The 21041-nt window shown below is 68.6% G+C and carries 20 protein-coding genes and 2 pseudogenes; 7 read left to right on the forward strand and 15 right to left on the reverse strand.

Going from position 1 to position 21041, the window contains the following annotated elements; all coding sequences use genetic code 11:
• The first annotated feature begins 394 nt into the window (after nucleotides 1-394).
• From ACH4YL_RS13065 to ACH4YL_RS13080, 4 genes are all read left to right on the forward strand, one after another.
• Complete coding sequence (locus ACH4YL_RS13065; RefSeq protein WP_398507866.1) at nucleotides 395-1114, forward strand: amino acid ABC transporter ATP-binding protein; 720 nt, start codon at nucleotides 395-397, stop codon at nucleotides 1112-1114.
• Nucleotides 1115-1203: 89 nt separating this feature from the next.
• Nucleotides 1204-2091 (forward strand): glutamate ABC transporter substrate-binding protein, encoded by an 888-nt coding sequence (locus ACH4YL_RS13070; RefSeq protein ID WP_398507367.1) that lies wholly within the window; start codon nucleotides 1204-1206, stop codon nucleotides 2089-2091.
• A gap of 84 nt (nucleotides 2092-2175) precedes the next feature.
• Nucleotides 2176-2823 (forward strand): amino acid ABC transporter permease, encoded by a 648-nt coding sequence (locus ACH4YL_RS13075; protein ID WP_398507368.1) that lies wholly within the window; start codon nucleotides 2176-2178, stop codon nucleotides 2821-2823.
• The gene (locus tag ACH4YL_RS13080) at nucleotides 2820-3617 is read left to right on the forward strand and encodes an amino acid ABC transporter permease (protein WP_398507369.1); all 798 of its coding nucleotides are present in this window, start codon (nucleotides 2820-2822) and stop codon (nucleotides 3615-3617) included. Before ACH4YL_RS13075 ends, ACH4YL_RS13080 begins: the two co-directional genes overlap by 4 nt.
• 677 nt (nucleotides 3618-4294) lie before the next feature.
• On the opposite strand, the gene ACH4YL_RS13085 is transcribed toward ACH4YL_RS13080, so the two are convergent.
• A complete protein-coding gene (locus tag ACH4YL_RS13085; protein ID WP_398507370.1) occupies nucleotides 4295-4828 on the reverse strand; it encodes a GNAT family N-acetyltransferase in 534 nt (177 codons plus the stop codon).
• Nucleotides 4829-5117: 289 nt separating this feature from the next.
• Here ACH4YL_RS13085 and ACH4YL_RS13090 point away from each other — a divergent pair, with 289 nt between their 5' ends.
• Nucleotides 5118-5666: a DUF1062 domain-containing protein gene (locus ACH4YL_RS13090; protein ID WP_398507371.1), complete on the forward strand. Its 549-nt coding sequence runs from the start codon at nucleotides 5118-5120 to the stop codon at nucleotides 5664-5666.
• Between the two features lie 64 nt (nucleotides 5667-5730).
• Here ACH4YL_RS13090 and ACH4YL_RS13095 read toward each other — a convergent pair whose 3' ends face one another.
• From ACH4YL_RS13095 to ACH4YL_RS13145, 11 genes and pseudogenes are all read right to left on the reverse strand, one after another.
• Nucleotides 5731-6360 carry an ABC transporter permease gene (locus ACH4YL_RS13095; protein ID WP_398507372.1) on the reverse strand — a complete coding sequence of 210 codons (630 nt, stop codon included), beginning with the start codon at nucleotides 6358-6360 and terminating at the stop codon, nucleotides 5731-5733.
• Nucleotides 6361-6569: 209 nt separating this feature from the next.
• Entirely contained in the window at nucleotides 6570-7931 is a 1362-nt protein-coding gene (locus ACH4YL_RS13100) for a carotenoid oxygenase family protein (protein WP_398507373.1), read from the reverse strand.
• Nucleotides 7932-7996: 65 nt separating this feature from the next.
• Nucleotides 7997-8437 carry an SRPBCC family protein gene (locus ACH4YL_RS13105; protein ID WP_398507374.1) on the reverse strand — a complete coding sequence of 147 codons (441 nt, stop codon included), beginning with the start codon at nucleotides 8435-8437 and terminating at the stop codon, nucleotides 7997-7999.
• Nucleotides 8438-8511: 74 nt separating this feature from the next.
• Entirely contained in the window at nucleotides 8512-10014 is a 1503-nt protein-coding gene (locus ACH4YL_RS13110; protein ID WP_398507375.1) for an MFS transporter, read from the reverse strand.
• A gap of 165 nt (nucleotides 10015-10179) precedes the next feature.
• Nucleotides 10180-12219 (reverse strand): ATP-binding protein, encoded by a 2040-nt coding sequence (locus tag ACH4YL_RS13115; RefSeq protein ID WP_398507376.1) that lies wholly within the window; start codon nucleotides 12217-12219, stop codon nucleotides 10180-10182.
• A gap of 152 nt (nucleotides 12220-12371) precedes the next feature.
• Nucleotides 12372-12764: a nuclear transport factor 2 family protein gene (locus ACH4YL_RS13120; protein ID WP_398507377.1), complete on the reverse strand. Its 393-nt coding sequence runs from the start codon at nucleotides 12762-12764 to the stop codon at nucleotides 12372-12374.
• A gap of 116 nt (nucleotides 12765-12880) precedes the next feature.
• Nucleotides 12881-14122 carry a cytochrome P450, cyclodipeptide synthase-associated gene (locus ACH4YL_RS13125; protein WP_398507378.1) on the reverse strand — a complete coding sequence of 414 codons (1242 nt, stop codon included), beginning with the start codon at nucleotides 14120-14122 and terminating at the stop codon, nucleotides 12881-12883.
• Nucleotides 14123-14321: 199 nt separating this feature from the next.
• Nucleotides 14322-15329, reverse strand: a complete 1008-nt coding sequence (locus tag ACH4YL_RS13130) for a hypothetical protein (RefSeq protein ID WP_398507379.1) — start codon at nucleotides 15327-15329, stop codon at nucleotides 14322-14324.
• A complete protein-coding gene (locus tag ACH4YL_RS13135) occupies nucleotides 15326-15667 on the reverse strand; it encodes a PadR family transcriptional regulator (RefSeq protein ID WP_398507380.1) in 342 nt (113 codons plus the stop codon). Before ACH4YL_RS13135 ends, ACH4YL_RS13130 begins: the two co-directional genes overlap by 4 nt.
• Before the next feature lie 78 nt (nucleotides 15668-15745).
• Nucleotides 15746-16027, reverse strand: a pseudogene (locus ACH4YL_RS13140) (hypothetical protein); the annotation flags it as partial.
• A gap of 44 nt (nucleotides 16028-16071) precedes the next feature.
• On the reverse strand, nucleotides 16072-16623 hold the full coding sequence (locus ACH4YL_RS13145; RefSeq protein WP_398507381.1) for a YciI family protein: 552 nt from the start codon (nucleotides 16621-16623) through the stop codon (nucleotides 16072-16074).
• Between the two features lie 305 nt (nucleotides 16624-16928).
• On the opposite strand from ACH4YL_RS13145, the gene ACH4YL_RS13150 reads away from it, so the two are divergent.
• Together ACH4YL_RS13150 and ACH4YL_RS13155 are read left to right on the forward strand one after the other, a co-directional pair.
• Nucleotides 16929-17417, forward strand: a complete 489-nt coding sequence (locus tag ACH4YL_RS13150) for a hemerythrin domain-containing protein (protein ID WP_398507382.1) — start codon at nucleotides 16929-16931, stop codon at nucleotides 17415-17417.
• A 188-nt stretch (nucleotides 17418-17605) separates the two neighbouring features.
• Nucleotides 17606-19396, forward strand: coding sequence for a pentapeptide repeat-containing protein (locus ACH4YL_RS13155; protein WP_398507383.1), 1791 nt, complete (start codon nucleotides 17606-17608; stop codon nucleotides 19394-19396).
• 91 nt (nucleotides 19397-19487) lie between these two features.
• Here the strand turns inward: ACH4YL_RS13155 and ACH4YL_RS13160 are convergent, their stop codons facing one another.
• The 3 genes and pseudogenes from ACH4YL_RS13160 to ACH4YL_RS13170 form a co-directional block, all read right to left on the reverse strand.
• Nucleotides 19488-19892: a hypothetical protein gene (locus ACH4YL_RS13160; protein WP_398507384.1), complete on the reverse strand. Its 405-nt coding sequence runs from the start codon at nucleotides 19890-19892 to the stop codon at nucleotides 19488-19490.
• 65 nt (nucleotides 19893-19957) lie between these two features.
• Nucleotides 19958-20251, reverse strand: a pseudogene (locus tag ACH4YL_RS13165) (cysteine hydrolase); the annotation flags it as partial.
• Between the two features lie 156 nt (nucleotides 20252-20407).
• Nucleotides 20408-20998, reverse strand: coding sequence for an isochorismatase family protein (locus ACH4YL_RS13170; protein WP_398507385.1), 591 nt, complete (start codon nucleotides 20996-20998; stop codon nucleotides 20408-20410).
• Nucleotides 20999-21041: the final 43 nt, after the last annotated feature.

A 21041-nucleotide genomic window follows, 5' to 3' on the forward strand; every position in this document is an offset into this window, starting at 1 on the left:
TCCAGTTCTTGGACAACGCTGCCGCGGCATCTGGCTGGTGGTGGACCAGTCATCCCGACCCTCTTGCCACGCCTACGTGGCGCACGTAACATCCCGGCAACGCGGTACCGCCTGACGGTAAGAATGTACCACCAGGCGAATCGCTTAAGGCAAGGAAAGCAGCGGGCACCTTTTCACCACTCAGGGCGCCCCACAGCGCAAAGGGCTCGGCATGGCAGCCACACCTCACGACACCGGACCGGGGGACGCCCGGCCCTCGCAGCTCGAACGGCAGGATCAAGTGGAAGCAACAGAGGGCCGGGGCAAGGTCGCCACGATGAACGTCAGCGCACCCACGCAACCACTCGTCAACACCCGGGCGGCCAGGGCGGTTCCCAACGATCCGCTCGTCGTCATGGAAGCGGTCGACAAGCACTTCGGGCACCTGCACGTGCTGCGGCAGGTGAACCTGACCGTTCACCGCGGAGAGGTCGTTGTCGTCATCGGCCCCTCGGGTTCCGGTAAGTCGACCCTGTGCCGGACCGTCAACCGCCTGGAGACCATCGACGGCGGCACCATCACCCTGGACGGCCGGGCACTGCCGGTCGAGGGACGACAGCTCGCGAAGCTGCGCTCCGAAGTCGGCATGGTCTTCCAGTCCTTCAACCTCTTCGCCCACAAGACAGTGCTGCAGAACGTCACCCTCGGCCCGGTCAAAGTGCGTGGCCGCAGCCGGGAGGACGCCGAGCGGCAGGCCCGCGAACTGCTCGACCGGGTCGGTGTCGCCAACCAGGCCGACAAGTACCCGGCGCAGCTCTCGGGAGGACAGCAACAGCGGGTCGCCATCGCCAGGGCGCTCGCCATGGAGCCGAAGGTCATGCTCTTCGACGAGCCGACCTCGGCGCTCGACCCCGAGATGATCAATGAGGTGCTCGAAGTCATGACCGGTCTCGCCCAGGAGGGCATGACCATGATCGTCGTGACCCACGAGATGGGCTTCGCTCGCCGCGCGGCCCACCGCGTGGTTTTCATGGACGGCGGCCGGATAGTCGAGGAAGCCGCCCCGGAAGAGTTCTTCTCGAACCCGCGCACCGACAGGGCGCGCGACTTCCTGTCGAAGATCCTCACGCACTGATCGGGTACCGGACCGATTCCGGCCCGCACAGCACGGGTGGCGTGCTGACCGCATTCTCAACCGCCCAACCAAGAACGATAGGAACCGTCATGCGCCTGTCCCGCACGCTCAAGGCATCCTCCGCGGTCGCCGCGATAGCACTCCTCGCCGCTGCCTGCGGCGGAAGCAACGCCTCCGATCCCGACGACGCGCCCGCACCCGCGAAGAAGGTGTCCTTCGCCGACGGAACGACCATGGCCGCCATCGCCAAAGTCCACAAGCTGCGCGTCGGCGTGAAGTTCGACCACCCCCAGCTCTCACAGAAGAACCTCAAGGGCGAACTCGAGGGCTTCGAGGCCGACATGATCAGATACATCGGCGCGAAACTCGGCCTCAAGCCGACCCAGATCGAGTTCGTCGAGGCCTCGGGCACCAACCGAGAGGAGTTCCTCAAGCAGGACAAGGTCGACATGGTCGTGGCGACGTTCTCCATCACGGACCAGCGCAAGCAGGTCGTCAGCTTCGCCGGCCCTTACCTGTCCATCAAGCAGGACCTCGTGGTGACGAAGGGCAATCCGGAGGGCATCCAGAGCCCGCAGGCCCCGGCCGGCAAGAAGATCTGTTCAACGCTGGGCGGCACCGTCTCCAAGGTGACCCGCCAGACCTACCCCAAGGCCAAGCTCGTCGAGTTCGACGTCTCCTCCAAGTGCATCGAGGCCCTGAAGAACGGCTCGGTCGACGCCCTGGCCACCCAGGACCTGATCGGCGCCAGCTACGTCTCCGAGAACCCCGACGCCCTGGAACTGCTGGGCGCGTCGTACGGCGCGGAGACGTGGGGCATCGGCATCAAAAAGGGCAACGTCGCGTTCTGCGAGTTCATCAACGGGGCGCTCACCGATTTCTCCAAGGACGGCTCATACAAGAAGGCGTGGGACGCCACCCTCGGCAGGTTCGCCAAGGTCGAGCAGAATTTGCCCCCGGCCGCGCCCTGCGCCTGACCCGTCACCGCCGGGCGGTCCACAGGCCGCCCGGCCAGGGACAGCCTTCTGCCTCCACCACTCCCGCCTCCGAGGAGGTGACCTATGTCCGCTGTAATCGACAACCTCGACGTGTTCTGGGCCGGCTTCCGGATCACGTTGGTCCTCACATTCCTCTCGTCGGCCCTCGCGCTGGCGCTGGGCACCGTCATCGCCGCGATGCGTGTGTCACCGGTACCGCCCCTGCAAGCCGCGGGAACCTTCTACGTCGAGACCGTCCGCAACGTGCCGGCCGTCGTGGTCTTCTTCTTCGTCGTGTTCGGGCTGCCGCAGGTCGACATCCGGCTGTCCTTCATGACATCGGCCGTGGTCGCGCTCAGCGTCTACTACGCCTCGTTCTTCTGCGAGGCCGTGCGCTCCGGCATCAACTCGGTACAGGTCGGCCAGGCCGAGGCCGCCCGGTCCATCGGCCTGACCTTCGGAACATCGCTGCGGCTGGTCATCCTGCCGCAGGCCGTGCGCAGCGTGATCCCTCCGCTGATCAACGTGTTCATCGCGCTGACCAAGGCCTCGGCGATCGCCAGCGCCTTCGGAGTCGCCGAACTGCTCAACGGGATGGAGCGCCTGGCCACCAGTGAGAGTCACGCAGTGATCCCGATCCTGCTCACCACCGGGGTGCTCTACCTCGCCATCACCCTCCCAGCCGGGCTGATCGCCCACCGGATCGAACGAAAGGTGGCGATCGCACGATGACCGCCGTCCTCTACGACGCCCTGGGCCCCCGGGCCCGGCGCAGGGTCGCGATCGGCACCGCCATCGGCTCGGTGCTCATCGCCGCGGTTCTCGCCGTCGTCCTGGTCAGGCTGGAGGAGAACGGCCAACTGTCAGGGAGGCTCTGGAGTATCCTGCTCGACCCCGACCTGCGACAGCTTCTGGTCGAGGGCCTCGGCGCCACCTTGCAGGTCGCCGTCGTCGCCCTGGCGATGTCGCTGGCGCTGGGCATGCTCCTCGCTATGGGACGGCTGTCGCACCTGCCCTGGCTGCGGGTGCCCGTGCGCGCGTGGGTGGAGGTCTTCCGCGGACTGCCGCCACTCCTGCTGATCTTCTTCATCTACCTCGGAGCCCCGGCGGCGGGAGTCGACGTCCCGGCCTTCTGGGCGCTCACCATCGGGATCTCGCTGTACAACAGCGCGGCCATCGGCGAGATCATCCGAGCGGGAATCCTGTCGTTGCCCCGCGGCCAGAGCGAGGCGGCGCAAGCGATCGGGCTCAGCCACGCGTCCACCATGCGGCTCGTCGTCCTGCCGCAGGCGATACGGCTGATGCTGCCTGCCCTGATCAGCCAGATGGTGGTGCTCCTGAAGGAGACCTCGCTCGGTTTCATCATCGGCTACACAGAACTGCTCAGGAACGGCCGCATAGCCGTGGAGTTCCTCGGCGGCGCCTACGCGATCCCCGTCTACACGGGAATCGCCCTGGTCTACCTGGTGGTGAACCTGACGCTGTCGTGGACCGCCCGCCGGGTGGACCGGCGCTTCCAGCGCTGACCCGGTCGGCCTGGCGGGGTCGCCGACGACGGCCCAGCGGTCCATGGAGCCCCAGACTGTGCGCCAGGGCCGCCGCAGTTGTTCCACATCGCCAGCCACCGCGCAACGGCGCCGGTTCGCGGCGGACTACAAGGTTCACTCACACTCCGAGGGGCGGCGATTCGCCGGCTCATACGGGCCAGCACCGGCAGAATCACGGCACCCTCGCTCACCGACCCGGTCCCGCCCACCCCGACCACACCCTTCGGCGTCGTCCACCAGCACAGCCTCGTACGCGACGATCGACGGCACGGCCACGTCCTCCAGCTCGCCCAACTCTTCCATCCGTCAAGCAGCCGCCAACTCCCGTGGGCGAGACCGGCGGCGACGACGTCCTGCAACCACTGCACCAACCTCAACCGGGCCCGCGCTCGTGACGAAGGACGGAGAAACCGGTTCGCAGGTCTGGCTTCGTGCCGCTGCCAAAGAAGGCCTCATCAAACAGCGAGCGGGCGAAAAGACCGCCACCCGACTCGCAGCGATGCAGGCCAGGTAGACACCCAGGTAGATACCCCCTCAGAACCTGCCGACGGCCGGGCCAACGCCCGGCCCGCCGCCGTCCCCGGCAAGCCGGCCTGCGGCGAAGCGACGGCTACCGCCAAACTCCGAGCCGGAGACCGGACGGCCGGGGGCCGGGTTCATCCATGGAACTCGGTGAGATCGATGGCGTGAACGCGCAGCGCATAGCCGTACACCGGGTGCGCCGTCTCGCGTTCCGGTGTCATGCCGAGCTTGCGGATGACGTTCTCGGAGGCGTCGTTACCGACACGGTTGATGCTGATGACGCGGTCGAGGCCACGGTCCTGGAGTGCGAACTCCAGCGTGGCATGGGCGGCTTCGGACGCGTACCCCTGGCCCCAGAACTGTGAGCCGAGCCGCCAGCTGATGGCCACGGCAGGCAGTACCTCAGGCAGGAACTCGGGCACGGACAGGCCCGTGAAGCCGGCCAGTTCGCCGGAGGCCAGCAGTTCGACGGCGAAGATGCCGAAGCCCTCCTCGTCCCATTCTTCCTCCCACTGCTCGATGGCCTCCGCCGTGTGGTCCAAGTCGCGGACCGAGCCGTCGTCGATCCAGTGCATGACCTGGGAGTCCGCATTGATGTCCGCCATAGGTACGAGGTCGTCGTCGTGCCAGCGACGAAGGAGGAGGCGAGGAGTTCGGATCTCGGTCATGGCGCCCATCCTGCCCGACGGGGTGAGGTAGCCGGCTCTGGTTACGCGGGAAGTCCGGTGCGGCGTAGCCACGCCTCGACCTCGGCAGCAGCGCCCTTGACCTCCAGGCGCTCGAAAACCAGTGGAGCAGCGCCGCTGTGCTGCCTTACCGTGCTGCCGAGCCAAGTCGTCTAGGCAAGGACGTGCCGTTGTACACCCTGTGAGACCTCCCGAGAGCTGATGTGTCGCGCGTCGCGCATGTGCGCCGCGCTCCTTTTTGCTGCGGACTTCTCACTGAAGGTGTACTTCTGTGCTCAATAGCTGGGTGGTCATGCCCACCTGCCTGCCGACCGTTCTCCGCCGTTGCCACGCGTGCGCGTCGGAGCGCTTCCGGGCAAACGGTAAATTTCGCGTCAACGCAAACCACAAGCTCCTCGACGCCTGGCTCCTCGTGCTCTGTACCGCTTGCGGGGACACGGCGAAGCTCACGGTCTTCGAGCGGATGAATGTGCGCTCCGTACGACCTGAGTTGCTGGACCGGATGCATGACAACGACCCTGGCCTGGCAGCTGAGCTGCTCCAGGATCCGGTCGTGCGGCGCCGTAATCGCATCGCCCTCGACTGGGACAACGCCTGGCGCCTCGACACCGGCGGATCGGATCACCTGGACCGCGAGGTGATCGACGTCTCGGTCCGCTTTGCGGCGCGGATTCCTGTCCGGCCGGTGCGACTGATCGCTGACGGTTGCGGTCTTTCGCGGGCCGAGGTCGAGCGACTGATCACGGAGGGGAAGCTCGTTTCGGCAGTCCGGCTGAGCGGCAAGCTCTCCGGCGACTTCACCTTCACGCTCAAGCGCTGAGCCCGCCTCGTGACCACGGGCCTGTCCGGCCAAGATCCGCCGGACAGGCCCTAGTGCTGGGCAGTCAGTGCTGGGGACGCCCTGCGTACTGCATGAGGCGGCGGCGTTCGAGGATCGCGGCGAGGGCGTAGGCACCGCCGCCCGCGATGGCAAGGACCCAGTAGAGGCCGGGGGTGCCGAGGAAGAGCGCCGCAGTTGAGGTCAGAGCCAGCCAGACGCCGAGACTGTAGTGCAGCAGGTTGCGGCGTGCGGCGCCTTCGGCGAGGTAGAGCAGGCCGACGATGAGGCCGGAGCCGGTGGGCCAGAGGATGGACTGGAGCTCTGGCATGTCGAGGGCGGACGTCAGGCCGGTGATGGCGAGGAACAGGGCGGTGAAGGCGGCGATCCACGCTGCGCCGAGCAGTTTGCCGGAAAGGATGTCTGGCTCGGTGGCCCCGCGCTGGGCTCGCAGGGCGGCAACGGTGGCCTGGGTAATGCCGGTTGCCAGTCCGATTCCCAGGAGTGTGGTGGGCAGCCAGCCGGGCAGGCCGAGCAAGGGGTTGTCGCCCTGGGAGACTGCGGCGGCGCCGTGTCCCAGCAGGTAGGCGAGTCCGAAGCTGACGTAGGCCGCGCGGTTGTCGACCTCGTTCACGAGACGACTCGGGGTGGCACTGGCGCCGGCAACAACCGGAGAGTGGGGGGCTGCGATGGACATGGGTGATCCTCCAGGGTGACTTACGGATGTGAGTGAAGGGTTCGGGAACAGCGGCGGCTGCGGGCGGTGTGGAGCAGCCGGGCCCCGGCGGGGGCGGTGACCTGACCCGGCAGTCACCGCCCCGAAGGGGTGGTGGGCGGCTCCGGGAGCGTCAGCTGGAGCCGCCCACCGACGGTCACCGCCCCCGCCGCGCTCCGGGACTGTGTGGGTCAGTCCTCGCCGTTGTCCAGGGCGCTGTCGGGGATCCAGGAGCCGTGGATTCCGGCGGTCACGCGGCGGGGCAGGTGGACGGTGGCGATCCGGTCGAGGCCGGTGGCGTCCAGGACCAGCAGTTGCGAGGCGTCCTGCTTGAGGTCGGAGATGACGGTGAGCAGGTAGCCGTCGTCCTCGTTGGTGGCGCCGGCCGCGGGGACGAACACCGCCTCGCTGGGCAGCCGGGCGTCGCCGACCTGGTGGATGCGGCGGGCGCCGGTGGTGCGGTCGTACTTGACGACGCCGTAGCCCCCGAAGCCCTTCTGGTCCGGGAAGGACACCGCGTACTGGTAGCGGTGCTCGGCGCCCAGGTAGTCCTCGTTGAGGGTCGGGAACTCCACGGCGAGGTCGTCGATGATCTGCTCGTCGACGGTGCCGGTCGCCATGTCGATCACCCAACGGCGGGTGTAGGAGCGGGTGTTGGGCTCGGTTCCCCGCTCGGGCGCGCCGACCCACCAGTTCCAGGAGAGCTGGAATCCTTCGCGGTCCACGGTGGGGCCTTCCAGGACGATGCGGCCCTGGCCGTCCTCGTAGGCGTTGGCGACGTGCAGCATGTTGCCGGGTTCGATGGAGAACCAGCGGACGTGCCGGGCACCATCGCCTGTGCGGGGCATGACGCCGATGCGGGAGGGCTGCTGGTCGCTCCAGCCGTAGGGGATGCCGGAGTGCTCGGCGGGGTCGAAGGTGACGTTGCCTTCCATGAAGACGACGTGGCGGCGGGTGATGGCGAAGTCGTGCTTGAGTGAGGCGGTCGCGCCCGGGATCTCGGCGCTGTGGACGATCTCGCCCTTGGCGTCGGAGACGTAGTACACGAGGTAGGGCGGGAACGGCGAGGAGCCGAAGAAGTGGAGCTCCCCCGTCACCGGGTCCTCCTTCGGGTGTGCGGTCATGGCCGTGCGCAGGCGGCCGTTGAAGTCATGGGCGCCGACCGTCTCCAGGTCCGGTGTGAGCTCGAAGGGGAAGTTCGCCTCGCACAGGGCGAGCAGTCGTCCGGCGTGCTCGATGACGTGGGTGCCTGCGGTGCTGGCGGTCATGTCCGGGCCGCGCTCGGTCATGTACGGGGCGCCGTCCAGGGCGGGGGTGTGCACCCAGCGGTTGCGGTACCACTCGGCGCGGCCCTCGCGGAGCCGGATCCCGTGGACCATGCCGCTGCCCTTGAACCAGTGGGTCGGGGTGACGCCGGGCTTGGGGTTGTGGCTGTTGCGGATCAGGCGGCCGGTCAGTTCGGTGGGCAGGGTGCCCTCGACGGTGAGGCCGGTGGCGGTGATCTCGTCGGCGACGGGGGCGTAGTGGCCGGTCAGATAGGGCTTGCTGCTCATACTCGGGTCCTCGGATTTCGTCATCGTTGTCGTGCGTGGTGTGTGGTGTGCTGTGGTGCGGGATCTCAAGTCGTCTGCTCGGCGCGGGCCTTGAGGCAGTCGAGCCAGCTCTCCAGGGAGGCCTTCAGGGCCGCGCCGAGTTCGTCGGTCGCGGCGTCGACGGGTTCACCGCTCCAGGACTCCTCGGTGTGGACGACGACGTGGTCGCCGGACTGCTCGAAGGTCCATGCGTGGATGCCGACGATGCCCTGGACGGTTCCGCCCCACACGATCCGCTGTTCGGAGACGAGTTCGTGGATGGTGGAGGTGATGGTCATCCCGTGGGTGCGCCAGGTGAAGTCGTTGCCGACCGCCGCCGGTCCGCTGAGCCCGGCCTGGTCGATGTCGACGTTCCAGACCGGCCAGTTGTCGATGTCGGTGTGCAGCGACCAGACGGTGGCGAGCGGGGCGTCGATGGTCGTCTTCAGGCTGACGACGACGGGAGCGGTGGAGTCAATGGTGTGCATGTGATGTCCTCATCGGTGGTGGTGTGGTCGTGGTGTGGTGGTGGGTTGGGTTGGATCGGCTGCCGGGTGCTGGATCAGGTAGTGGGTGCGCAGTGGGCCGCACGGTCCTGTTGGCGCGGCGTCGTGGAAGCGGCCACGGCGGGCGGGAGTACGTCGCGGGTCGTGCGGCTGCGGCGGGTGAGCGGCAGGGCGAGGAGTGCGGCGACGGCCAGAACCGCGGACGAGACCGTGAAGGCGGCTCGGAAACCGGCGCTGAGCGCCTCCACATGGGGCTGGTGCGTGGATGCCTGGGCAGTGACGGAGCCGGCCAGGGTGGCCAGGGCGGCGAGACCGATCGCTCCGCCGACCTGGCGGGTGGTGTTCACCAGCCCGCCGGCCAGACCCGCGTCCTGTGGCGGGACACCGTCCATGGCAAGTGCGGTGAGCTGGACGAAGGCGATGCTCAGGCCGAGTCCGACAAGGACGCTCGGACCGAGGACGTCGACGAGGTAGCTCCCGTCGGCGCTGAGCCGTGACAGCCACAGCAGTCCGGCGGCCTCGGTGAGCAGGGCCGCGGTCACTGTTGCGGTGCCGCCGATACGCCGGGAGATGCGAGGTGCGACGGCGGCGCCGAGCATATTGGCCACGGCGAGCGGGAGTTGGCCCGCTCCGGTGGCCAAGGGGTCCATTCCGAGGACCTGCTGCTGGTAGAGCGGCAGGAAGAAGAACAGGGCGATCCACACGGACCCCAGAAGGGCCATCAGCAGGTTTCCTGCGGCGACGCGGCCGGTGGTGATCAGCCGCGGGGGTATCAGCGCGTTCGGCCGGCGGATCTCGATCACGGCGAAGGCCGCGAGCAGCGTGCCGGCACCGGCGAGGGCACCGAGCACTTGTACGTCCGTCCAGCCGGTGCCGCGTGCGGTGGTCAGGCCCCAGACCAGGCAGGTCAGGGCGAGTGTGACGGTGGCGGTGCCGAGGAGGTCGAATCGCCCGGACTCCCGAACAGCAGCCTGCGGCACGAGGACCGCCACGGCGACGAGGACCAGCACCGCCCCGAGCGCGACGGAGTGGAAGATCCAGGGCCAGCCCCACGCCTGGGTGAGCAGGCCGCCCAGAAGGACACCTCCCGCTCCTCCCGCGCCGGATACAGCGCCCCACACGCCCAGGGCTCTGCCGCGTCCAGGGCCGGACGGGAACAGGTTCATGGCCAGGGCGAGTGCGGCTGGGGCGATCGCGGCGGCGCCGAGCCCCTGAACGGCGCGGGCGGCGATCAGGACGCCCGCGGAGGTGGCCAGTCCTGCGGCCAGCGAGGCCCCCGCGAACAGCGCGAGGCCGGCGATCAGCACCCGGCGGCGGCCGAGCAGGTCGGCCGCCCGCCCCCCGGCCAGGAGCAGCGCACCGAACGCCAGGCCGTAGGCGTTGACCACCCAGGTGGTGCCGTCGGCCGACAGGCCAACCCCGGCACGGATCTGCGGCAGCGCCACGTTCACTATCGAGGTGGCGAGCATGACGGTGAACTGCGCTGCGGCGAGCGCCGCGAGCGCGGCCCCCGGCCGTCGAGTGGGGGGTGCCTGGTCCTTCGTGCGTCCAAGGTTCATGGCACACAGCCTCGTGTCGGGCGGTGTCCACTTTCCATGCCCAGCAGGGGCGTTGACTGTCCAGTCCTGTCCGCACCTGTCCACGAGGAGCCCTGCCACGGACGTACGCCGGCACATGGCGTGAGCGTGCTGTGTCCCCCATGGCTACGTCGTCGGGGCCGGCCTTTACGTGTACGTCGGCACCGTGCGCCCGTGGTTCTCGTCGGGGCCGTGCAGTTCCCACTGCCACAGGGCCTCGCAGAGCAGGTCCAGGCCCTGGCGGAGGTGGCGACGGTAGGTGCCGTAGGGCAGGCCGAGGCGGCGGGCGGCGGCTTCCTGGGTGGGTGCACCGGAGAAGTACCCCGCGGTCAGGGCTTCGCGGGCGCGCACTCCACGCGGGTCGCGGGCGAGATCGTCGACGGCTTGGCGCAGCAGGGCGCGCAACTCTTTGACGGGGTCGTCGAAGTCGGCCGCGAGACGGGCGCGCATCAGGGCACAGGCGGTGAAGGCGCCCGCATCGCGCCAGTGCGCCAGAGCTTCACGTACAGCCTGGTCGAACATGGTGCGTGAGATGCCCGAAGGCCCGGACTCGGCCGGCACATCGGTGGCTGATATGAAGCGGTGAAGCCAGGTCTCGACGGGCACCTGGCGCCAGTCGACGCTGAACAGTCCGTAGGTGTGCTCACCGACTCGCGGTCGCGTACCCGTGTCCACGAGGGTGCCTTTGACGCGCACGGCCCAGGCGTCGGCGTCCTGGTAGACGGCGAAGCCGTATGCGCGTCCGCGGGCACGGGCGGCTTCCGCCTGAGCCCGGGAACTGCTCAGGTCGATGACGCGCGAGGGGACTTGATACCGCTCGGGATAGATCGAGAAGCGGCTTATGCCGATGTGCTCGCCGGGGCTCACGGGTGCGGTTGCCTCCGTGTGCTCCCAGGCTGCCGCGACGACGGGATCGGTGGCCAGGTCCTGCGGGTCGGGTGGGGCCGGCAGGACGAGTCGAGCCGTGAACGCCACGATCCGGCCTGTGCTCACGAGACGGTAGACGCTGAATGCCTGCGGTTGGCGCTGCGCCCAGTAGCGGACGAGGTCCGCGGAGGCGGGGCCTTCGGTCTGATCGGCCATGCGTAGCACGACATCGATGTCACCTGGCTGCAGGGGGCGGTCGTGCACCTCGTCCTCGCGGGACCATGTGCGCACGCGCGCCAGGGTCTTCATCTCCTTGAAGAGGTAGAAGAGTTCGTCGGTGACGGTCCACACACGCTCCTCGGGTGCCTCGCGCAGTAGGCGCAGGTACTCCTCGGCCAATCGCTGGCGCATCGTCACGAAGGCATGGGGTGCTCGCCAGCGCAGGTCGGCGGCCAGCGTCTCGCGTGCGGCGTCGTGCGGGTGGAGCCCTCGGTGCGTGGACTCCATGAAGGGCAGGTCCCTCAGCCAGGAGAAGAGCAGGTGGGCGTCTTCCTCGGGCAGTACCGAGGCAAGCAGTTCCTCGGACGTGGAGTGTGCCTGTGCCGCCACCTCCAGGGCTCGGCGGTGGGCCGCCGTGGGTACCTCTCCGATCAGGCCGGCCAGCAGGGTTCGCAGGACGTCGGCCGAGGGAGCCCAGATCTCCTCGTTGTTCCAGCCTGCCGATCCTGCTCCTGCGGCGGCCGCAAGGGACAGGGCCAGCGGGTTGCCTCCGGCGAAGCGGAGCACCCGGTCTCGCAACTCGGGCCGGAGCCGCGCCGCGGCCAGCAGACTCCGGGCTTGTTCATCGACGAACGGCTTCAGTTCGGTGACGTGCAGGACCCCGGCCCACGCGGGGTCGGCGCTCCACTGCGCCTGCGGTGCGAGGCGGCCGGACAGAACAGCCAGGGCGCCGTCCGCGGCGCGAGGGAGGAAGTGCTGCCACAGCCAGCTCTCGAGCCATTGGCAGTGCTCGAAGGAGTCGACGAACAAAACCGTGCCGGGAACGTCCAGAAAAGGGGCGGCCGCACGCTCGAAGTCGGCGGGGTCCCGGCTGACGAAACGGCCGTCGAGTTCGACAGGCAACCGACCTGCCGAACGGGCCTGGTCCGCCAGCCGCCGCACCAGAGTCGACTTGCCGATGCCACCCGGCCCGAACGCGTAGAACACCAAGGGCGCCTGTGGATCACCGGTCAACGCCTCCGCGAAGCGACCGAGTTCCTCCTCCCGACCGACGAAGGCACGCACTCGCGCGCTGCTCAGTCTCTCCCCGACAGATCCCATGACGGCTCCCCTCCCCGAATCCGGCACCGGACGGTCATGCCCGGACGTACCCATCGAGCCTCGCGGTGCCAGGACTCCTTTAGGGATCCTAACAACAGCGTTGCACCTGTGCCGGCCGGTGCTTGCGGAGCTCTTTCTGCAGGTTTCTGGCGTCAGTTGATGAGTCCCAGGTTCTGGTCGTCGGGGTGGTCGGTGAGCAGGAGGGTGGTTTCTTCGACGCGTTGGAAGCGCCCGTCGGGGGCGTACTGGCCGAAGAGGTACACCTCGGTGCGGGACGTACGGCCGTTGTGCTGGGTGAGGGTGACGGTGTGACGGTCGGCGTAACGCAGTCCGTCGCGGAATTCGTCATGGACCTCGATGTGGCCGCTGCGGACCAGGGAGCGGAGGCGGGTCATGTGCTGGACGAATGCGGCACGGTCGCTCCATACGCCGTCGGTGCGCTGACGGTAGTCCGGGGTGAAATGCCGGTCGATGGCTTCGGCAAGGCCGAGTCCCGGGTTGAACAGCAGGTCGTTGATGGCTCGGGTGATGTCGGTCGGTGTCACTGAGGTCTCTTCCTGGCGGCGCGGCGTGGCGGGTCGGGGCGGCTCCGGCTCCCGGAGCCGGGGAAGGTTGATCGCGGGCCGGCCTGCTCGAGGCCGGGACGGGGGGTGTGCCGGTGTCAGTCGTGGCCCGGGACGCCTTCGTGTACGGGGGTGAAGTCCAGGGACAGGGAGGCGGGGCCGCGGGTGTACAGGCCGGTCTCCCGGTAGCGGAAGCCGGGGCTGTAGCGGACCTGGTCGAGCAGGGGGATGAGCATCGCGGCGACGGTCTCGATCTCGGCGCGGGCGAAGGCCGCGCCGACGCACTGGTGGAGTCCGGTACCGAAGGCCAGGTGCTGGGCGGCGGCGGTGAAGGAGCGGGCGGTGCCCAGGTCCGGACGGTGGATGTCGAAGGTGTCCGCGGCGGTGAAGGCGTCGGGGTCGCGGTTTGCCGCGCCGATCATGCAGAAGACGGTGGCGCCTGCCGGGACGGTGGTGCCGGCGAACACGGCGTCCTTCTCCGACTGGCGGGGAATGAGCTGGACCGGCGGGGTGTAGCGCAGGGTCTCGGCGATGGCGGCGGGCAGCAGGGTCGGGTCCTGGCGGACCTGGGCCATCTGCTCGGGGTTGTCGATCAGGTGCTTGATGAGCAGGGCGAGGGTCTTGTCGGCGGGCTCGGTGGCGGCAGCCAGGACGTTGATGATCAGCGCGGTGACGTCGCGGTTGCTCATGGCGATGCCGTCGAACTCGGCGGTGCACAGCTTCGATATGAGGTCTTCGCCGGGGTGGCGGCGCCGCTGTTCGATGAGAGGGACGAGGTAGGCCTCCAACTGCTCGGCGCAGTCCAGGCAGTGCCGGCGGCGTTCCGGGGTGAGGACCATGCTGGTGATGAACTCGGCGACCCCGCTGTGCCAGGCGGCGACCTGCTGCCAGTCCTTCTTGTCCAGGCCGAGGACGTCGAGCGTCACATAGACGGCGAGGGGCTTGCCGAAGTCGTTGACGAGGTCCAGGCGGCCCCGGGGAAGGAAGGGCGCGATGAGTTCGGCGGCGTTGGCGTGGACGGCGCGTATCTGGTCTTGGAGTGCCTGCCCGGTGAAGCCCCGGACGACGATCTTTCGTTTGGCGGTGTGCTCGGCCCCGGTCATCTGGGCGAGGACCGGTCCGCGCATCACCGGCTCGGCGCGTACCTGCAGCGTTTCGGTGCTGAACTCCTGATGGTCGGTCAGCACCCGCTTCACGTCCTGGTAGCGGGAGAGGAAGTAGCTGTCGATCGCCGGCTCGTAGTGCACCGGTGCCCGTTCCCTCAGTCCGGCGAAGTACTGGTAGGGGTCGGCGGCGAAGTCGTCGGACAGGACGCTGAAACCGGAATCGGCTCTGGGCATGGGGGGAATCTCTCAAGGGAAGAGGCAAGAAGGGGGCGGCAGCGGCTCGCCGAGTTCTCACGCTGGGGCCAGGCGTCGGCGTCCTGGACCGCGGGGCTCTGGCAGTGGGAAGCGCCCGCCGGTCCCAGCGGCGGGCTGGTCGACAGGACTCCAGTCAGGCGTGGTCGTCGACACCGATCCTATGGAGAGGGCAGTGCGGCTATCGCTGGGGCGAGCTGGCGCGTTGCTTGCGTACCAGGTGGGCCGCAAGGAGCGCCAGGTCCACGGCGAGCGCGCCGGCGGCGAGTGCGGTTTGCCAGAACGGGCCGCCGGAGGCGAGATTGCTCACCAGGTAGCCGGTGAGGATCACGGCAAGTATCGCGTTCTGGATGTCGTTGCGCAGCCACCACCGTGTGCGGGGAGACTCCTCTTCGGACAGTCGCAGCGCGTACAGCTCTACAGGCCCGAACTCATCTTCAGGCGCGCGTTCGGTGGCGGCGAGGTGGTCGGCGGCCTCCTGGGTGAGCTCCGCGGCGCGTGCGCGGGGTACTGCGTGGCGCTCTTCGAGCAGCTGGGTCAGTTGGCGGAGCCAGCGCTCACGCCCGACCGTTTTCTGAGTGTCCGTCCGAGGTTGCATGGTGACTCCTTCAGGATCTGCGGTTGGTTTGTTCCGGGTGGCCCACCAGAGCAGCGCGAGGCCCAGTACGCACAGGACCGGGGCGGGTAGGTGGCCGAAGGGCTTGTCGGAGAGGGCAGTGAAAGCCGTCGCGCCCAGCACCGTTGCGGCGGCCAGGAGCACCCACCCCGCGGCGCGCCGTCGGAAGCGCGAGGCGGTGAGCGCGAGGTGGCCGCCCGTCAGGGCTATGGCGATGAACGCTGAGCCGATCGACCCGGCAGGGGTCAGGGCCAGCGTGAATCCGTTTGCGACCCACAGACAGGCGCCGGCCACCAGAGCGGCCACACCGATCGGGGCGAGTGCGGCGCGGACTGTCGCCGCAGGTGTCTGGCCGCGCTGGTGACGAAGGCGCTCCTCGGGTGGGAAGCGTTCGCTGACCACAGTGGCGGCGTACGCCTCCGGTGTGCCGAAGGCGTCCTGGGGGCTCTCACCGCTGTCCGCGCAGTGCTGAGCGACCTCGTCCAGCACCGTGTCCGTGAGGGTGCTGTCCACCGATTGTGCAGCCAGTGCCAGTCGAACCCGTGCGTGCCACCGGGTGACCTCATCCGTCATGGCAAGTCCTTCATACTGTCCGCCAGGAGTTGATCCATCGCGTCCGAGAACTGCTTCCAGCTGGTGGCCTCTTCACGCAGCCGGGCTCGCCCCGCGTCGGTGAGCCGGTAGACCTTGCGGCCCGGCCCGCCCTCACCGGGCTCCCATCGCGCCTCCACCACGCCCTCGGTCTCGAGTCGGCCGAGCACCGGATACAGCGCGCCGCCACGGATCGCGCCGAATCCGCGGGCGGTCAGCTCTTGTACCAGCGCGTACCCGTGCTGATCGCCCTCGGCGAGCACGGCGGCGAGCGCCAGTGGCAGCACCCCACGCAGCCACCCGGTCTCCACAGCGGCCATCGATAGTCACCCCCGCTCCCTACTCTGCAAGTCCGACTAGTTCGTTCTCATACTAGTGAACCACATGTCGGTATCGCGTCAACAGCCGCCCCATGGAACAAGGTTGTGCCGCATACGGCGAGGACGATGTGTCCGCGGGCACGGCAAGCCAGCCGGGCGGCGGGCCACCCGGCGTTTCGCCTTCGACCGCAGTGCCTCCACCGGCGCCGACTCCACGTCCACGCCGAACACGGCGGCCATCTCCTGGCAGGTCAGCGGCCCTTGATCCCTCGGCGTCGGGCACGGTCCGGTCGGCCCGGCGTGGCCCTGCCCGGTTTCGTCTGCCGGGGCCAGCAGCTCGCCGACCCTTGAGCGGGCGATGGCCCGCCCGTCCCCATGAGTTGGCAGGCCGGCGACGCCTCGGCTCAGTCCTCCCGCCCGCCGAACTGCCAGTTGTGAACCTCGATGTCGGCGTACCGGTCCGCGGTCAGCACGGCACGAGCCGTGACCCGGTCCGGCGCACGCAACAGCACCGCCGTGCCCAGCCAGGCGACGCCGTCGTCAGACAGCAGCGGCCCGTACGCGATCAACTCGTCCTGATCGGGCGGCAGGGCGAGGTCGGCGGCCTGGCCCGTGCCAAGGCCGAGCACCAGGTACCGGTTGCCACCGGTCCGGCCACCGGGGAAGTCCCACATTGTGCGCCCCAACATGTTGCGCCACCGGCGCAGCAGCACGTCGCGGTACACGCCTGCCTGGTAGCCGGGCTCGCCGAAGGCGAACGCGCGGGCGGCGGCGGGGTCCGGCAGGTCGAGGATGTGCACGCTGCCGGTGGGCGTATCGCCGTCGCTGGTCAGGGTCGGGCCGCGGGCGATCATCTCTTTCGCGTACCGGTCCATGTAGGACCGGTGGTCTTCCAGCAGTTCGTCGCGCAGCACCAGGGAGCCGGGCCGATCGCGGTGGTAACAGAGGAACTCCATGCCCACAGTCTTCATCACCATGCGCAAACGCACATACAACGGCTCACGCGGTGAGTTGAGTTGGCGGTGGGCGACGAGGCAGCAGGCCAGATTGCCTTCCGCGAGGGGTGCTGCGCCAACGACCGGGTACCCGTCCCTTCACCGGGCACACAGGGCGCGTGCCGTCTCCGTACCCGGCCGGCCCGTCGGGAGCGCAGGCCCCAGGCCAGTGAGCACTTCACCGGCATGTGATGTGCATCCCGCCGGTCCCGTCGACCGCCGACGATTGCGCCCCGCGCCGCGACGAACGAAAGGACGTGCCGCCGATGCCATCCCACGACGTGGTCGAGCTGATTCTGCGTGACCACCGGACGATGGCGGACCTCATCCGCCGTATGCGCAGCGTGGAGGAGGACCGCGCGCAGGCCCTGACGGAGTTCGGCGACCTCCTCGTCGCCCATGGAACAGCCGAGGAACTGGAGGTCTATCCGGCACTCAAACGCTACCCGGACATCGACAACGACGAGGTCGAACACGGCACGGAGGAACACGACGAGGGCAACGAGGCGCTGCTCGCCCTGCTGGAGTTGGACGGGACGGACGGCGACGCCTGGGACGCGCGGTTGGAGAGGCTCGTGGAAGCCGTCACCCATCATCTCGGCGAGGAGGAGCGCACCATCCTCAACGGTGCACGGGAGAACGTCCCGGACGAAAGCCGCGAGGAACTGGGCCGTGCGTTCGCCCGGGAGCGGGCGCGCCAGCTGGCCGGCGACTGCGGGAGCGTCGTGAACGTACGGCGCATCGTGAAGCAGTGACCTACCGTCATGAAGTGCTGGCGGTACTTGCGCGCTGCTGAGCTGGGGGCTGCGGCGTCGTGAACGTTCATCCGGGCGTCGACGCTGGTCCGCGACTAGCGCAGCATCGGTCCGGTGAGACGTTCTCCGGGTTACGGCGGCGCAGCCTTTTGGGCAACCGCGAACGGGGTTCGGTTGTCCCTCAGTTCATGGCTTCAGCTTCAGCTCCACCGCGCTGGCCGCACTGCGGCAAGGGCGCCAACCCGTCGGATCGGGTCGGCTGCCGAGGACGCCGCGTCGACCCTTACACCGCGTGCCTTGCCCACCTCGCAGACGACCAGCGCGATGCCTATCTCGCGTCTCTCTCACCCGGTAGCGACCTCGATCACCGCGGCACCGAAATTGACGAACTCCTCCTGGTCCAACTACTGGACGCCATGCGGGACCCGAACACCCGGCACCCCATGATCGGCGCCACGCTGTTCGGGGAGGCGACCTTCACCGGCGCCGCGCAGTTCAGCAAGGCGACCTTCACCAGCACCGCCCAGTTCAGCGGTGCGACCTTCACCCGCACCGCCAAGTTCGGCAGGGCGACCTTCACCAGCACCGCCTGGTTCCGCGGCGCCACTTTCACCAGCGAGGCTCGGTTCAACGACGCGACCTGCACCGGCACAGCCTGGTTCGACGAAGCGACGTTCGCCGCCACTGCCTGGTTCAACAAGGCAAGGTTCACACGCAACGCTCAGTTCGGAGAGGCGACCTTTGCCGGTACCGCCGTGTTCGACGGTGTGGCCTTCGCCGGTACAGCCGTGTTCGACGGCGTGGCTTTCGCCGACGACGCCGGGTTCAGCGGCGCGACCTTCACCGAAGCATCGTTCAGGTCCGTTGTGTTTGAGCGGGCATCGCGCGTCGGCCCTTTGACCTGTGCGAGGGTGTTCGATCTGTCGGCCGCGTCGTTTGGCGCGCCGGTCACCATTGAGGCGGCCTCGCGGAGCGTGGTGTGTCAACGCGCGCGTTGGGCGGCGACGGCTGGTCTGCGGTTGCGGTACGCAGACGTGGACTTGACCGACGCGGTCTTCGAGTATCCGCTCAGCATCGCGGCCCACACCCGCCCCTTCATCGCGTCAACAGGCGAGGTGGTTCTGGAGGATGCTCTGCGCGAGACGTACGCGACGGTTCGCATGTTGTCGCTTCAGGGAGTGGATGCTGCCCACCTGGTGCTCACGGATCTCGATCTGAGCGCATGTCGGTTCGCCGGGACCGTGCATCTGGATCAACTTCGCCTGGAAGGACGCATGTCGCTCGCCCAGGTACCAGAGGGTGTCCACCGGCGCCGATGGGGGCTGGTGCGATTCACCCAACGGCGCACCCTGGCTGAGGAGCAGTACTGGCGCGCTGCCCAGCCGGGAGCCGTTCCCGGCTGGGCGCCGGTCCCTGACGGCACTGACCCCGTGGAGCCGGCCGCGTTGACGGCGGTGTACCGGTCGCTGCGTAAAGCGTTCGAGGACAGCAAGAACGAGCCGGGCGCGGCGGACTTCTACTACGGCGAGATGGAGATGCGCCGCGCGGATCAGGAGACACCGCGGGCCGAGCGGTGGCTGCTGGCCGGCTACTGGGCCTTGTCCGGGTACGGGCTGCGCGCGTCCCGGGCCCTGGCCTGGCTGCTGCTGGCCATGACGGGCACCGTGCTGGCCATGATGCTCTGGGGCCTGGCCACGGAAGACCCCGAACCGGTCAGCCGGGGAACGGTGAAAGGCAGTCAGATCACGCTCACCACGAAGACCGCCGACCCCGTCAACCCTGACGGGCCCCTCCACCGGCGACTGACAACCGAACGGTTCGACAAGAGCCTGCGCGTGGTGGTGAACTCCGTGGTCTTCCGCAGCAGCGGGCAGGACCTCACCACCGCCGGCACCTACACTGAAATGGTCTCCCGCCTCACCGAACCCGTCCTCCTCGGTCTCGCAGTCCTCGCCATCCGCGGCCGTGTCAAGCGCTAGCCCGGTCCGTGCGCCGAGAGGTGACGCCCAGGACGGTGTGTGCGGAGCCCCGGCCTGGTGCCGCCGAAGCGGGCCAGGCCGGGGCGTGTGCTCAACGCACCGGTGAGGCGAGCGTCTTCTTCTCCTCCTCCGTGCCGACCGCGACCCTTCCGGTACCTGTGTGGCCCACGAAGCCCGGGCGGGCGGCCAGCAGGCCGAAAGCGGTTTCAGGGATGGCCAGGGCCAATAGGAGCAGCAGCGGGGCGTTCCAGCCGCTGGTGGCGGTGTGCAGCATGCCGATCGCCAGCGGGCCTGTCCCGGCCAGCAGGTAGCCGCCGGTCTGTGCCATGCCCGACAGTTGCGCGGCCACCAGCGGGCTGGGCGAGCGCAGGCTCAGCAGAGTAATGGCCAGCGGGAACGCGCTGCCCGTGGCGAGGCCGAGTATCGAGACCCAGATCCAGTCGGCTTGTGGTGCAAGGAGAACGCCGCCGAGGCCCACCACCTTCATGGCGACCACGCCGATGACCAATGGCCGTTGGTCGTGGAGGCGGACGGCGGCCACGGGGATCGCGAACCCGAGCGGGCCTTCTTGACGACCACGGGCTCACCCCGGACCGGCGCAACCTTCGGATGGATCTGGCCGATCTCGGCACGGATGTCGTAAGGGGTGCCTTTGCCACCGTCGTTGATGATGTGAACCACCTTCGAGCCTGCCTTCCGGGCACTCCCGAGCAGCGCGGCGCCAGAGTTGAGCGCGGCCTGCCAGCCCTCCAACTCCATCACACCCTGCGTGTAGGTGTTCTGGTAGTCGACCATGATCAGGGTGGCGTTGGCGAGTGACGCCGGCTTCTCGGCGAAGCCGTTGAGGGAGCGCAAGGTCGTCGTACCCGAGGTGTCCGCATCAGCCGCAGCGGCGGTGGACGATCCGCCGAACCGCGTCGCACCGAAGGCGACAGCCCCTCCGACAGCGGCAGCTCCCCCGAGCGTGAGAAACCTTCTGCGCGTGGACGTGTTCTGGTTCTCCATCGCCGATCAGCCCAGCGCCGCAGTGGACGGAACAACCACGCCATACAGGTCCTCGATCGTCGCCAGCGCACCGTCGTGAAGGTGCACGGCCGGCACCTCGACACCCGCCGCCCGCAGGGGACGCGTAGCCGACGCATCCGCCACCACGGTCGGCCGGTTGCCGCGAAGGAACGCGCCGGACGCCGTGTACTGCACACACATGTGAGTCATGAACCCGGCGATGATGACGTCCTTGTTCCCGGCACCGTCCACCAGCTCACCCAGGTTCGTCTCGTGGAACGCGTTGGGCGTGGTCTTCACGACGACTTGCTCGCCCTCGGCGGGCGCCACGCTGCGGTGGATCTGGCCGATCTCGGCACGGATGTCGTACGGGGTGCCCTCACCGCCGTCGTTGATGACGTGGACGACCTTCGCACCCGCTTCCCTGGCGCGGGCCAGCAGCTCGGCGGCAGCGTCGAGCGCGGGCTGCCAGCCCTGAAGTTCCATCACGCCGCGGGTGTAGGTGTTCTGGTAGTCGATCAGGATCAGCGTCGCACCGGCCAGCGAAGCCGGCGTCTGGTCAAATCCGTTGAGTTCCCGCAGGGTTGTCGTAGGCATGCTGCACCTTCTCGGGTTACGTATCAAAAGCTCAGGGCCGCCG

The sequence above is a fragment of the Streptomyces sp. NPDC020681 genome (assembly GCF_044334895.1).
Taxonomy (GTDB): Bacteria; Actinomycetota; Actinomycetes; order Streptomycetales; family Streptomycetaceae; genus Streptomyces.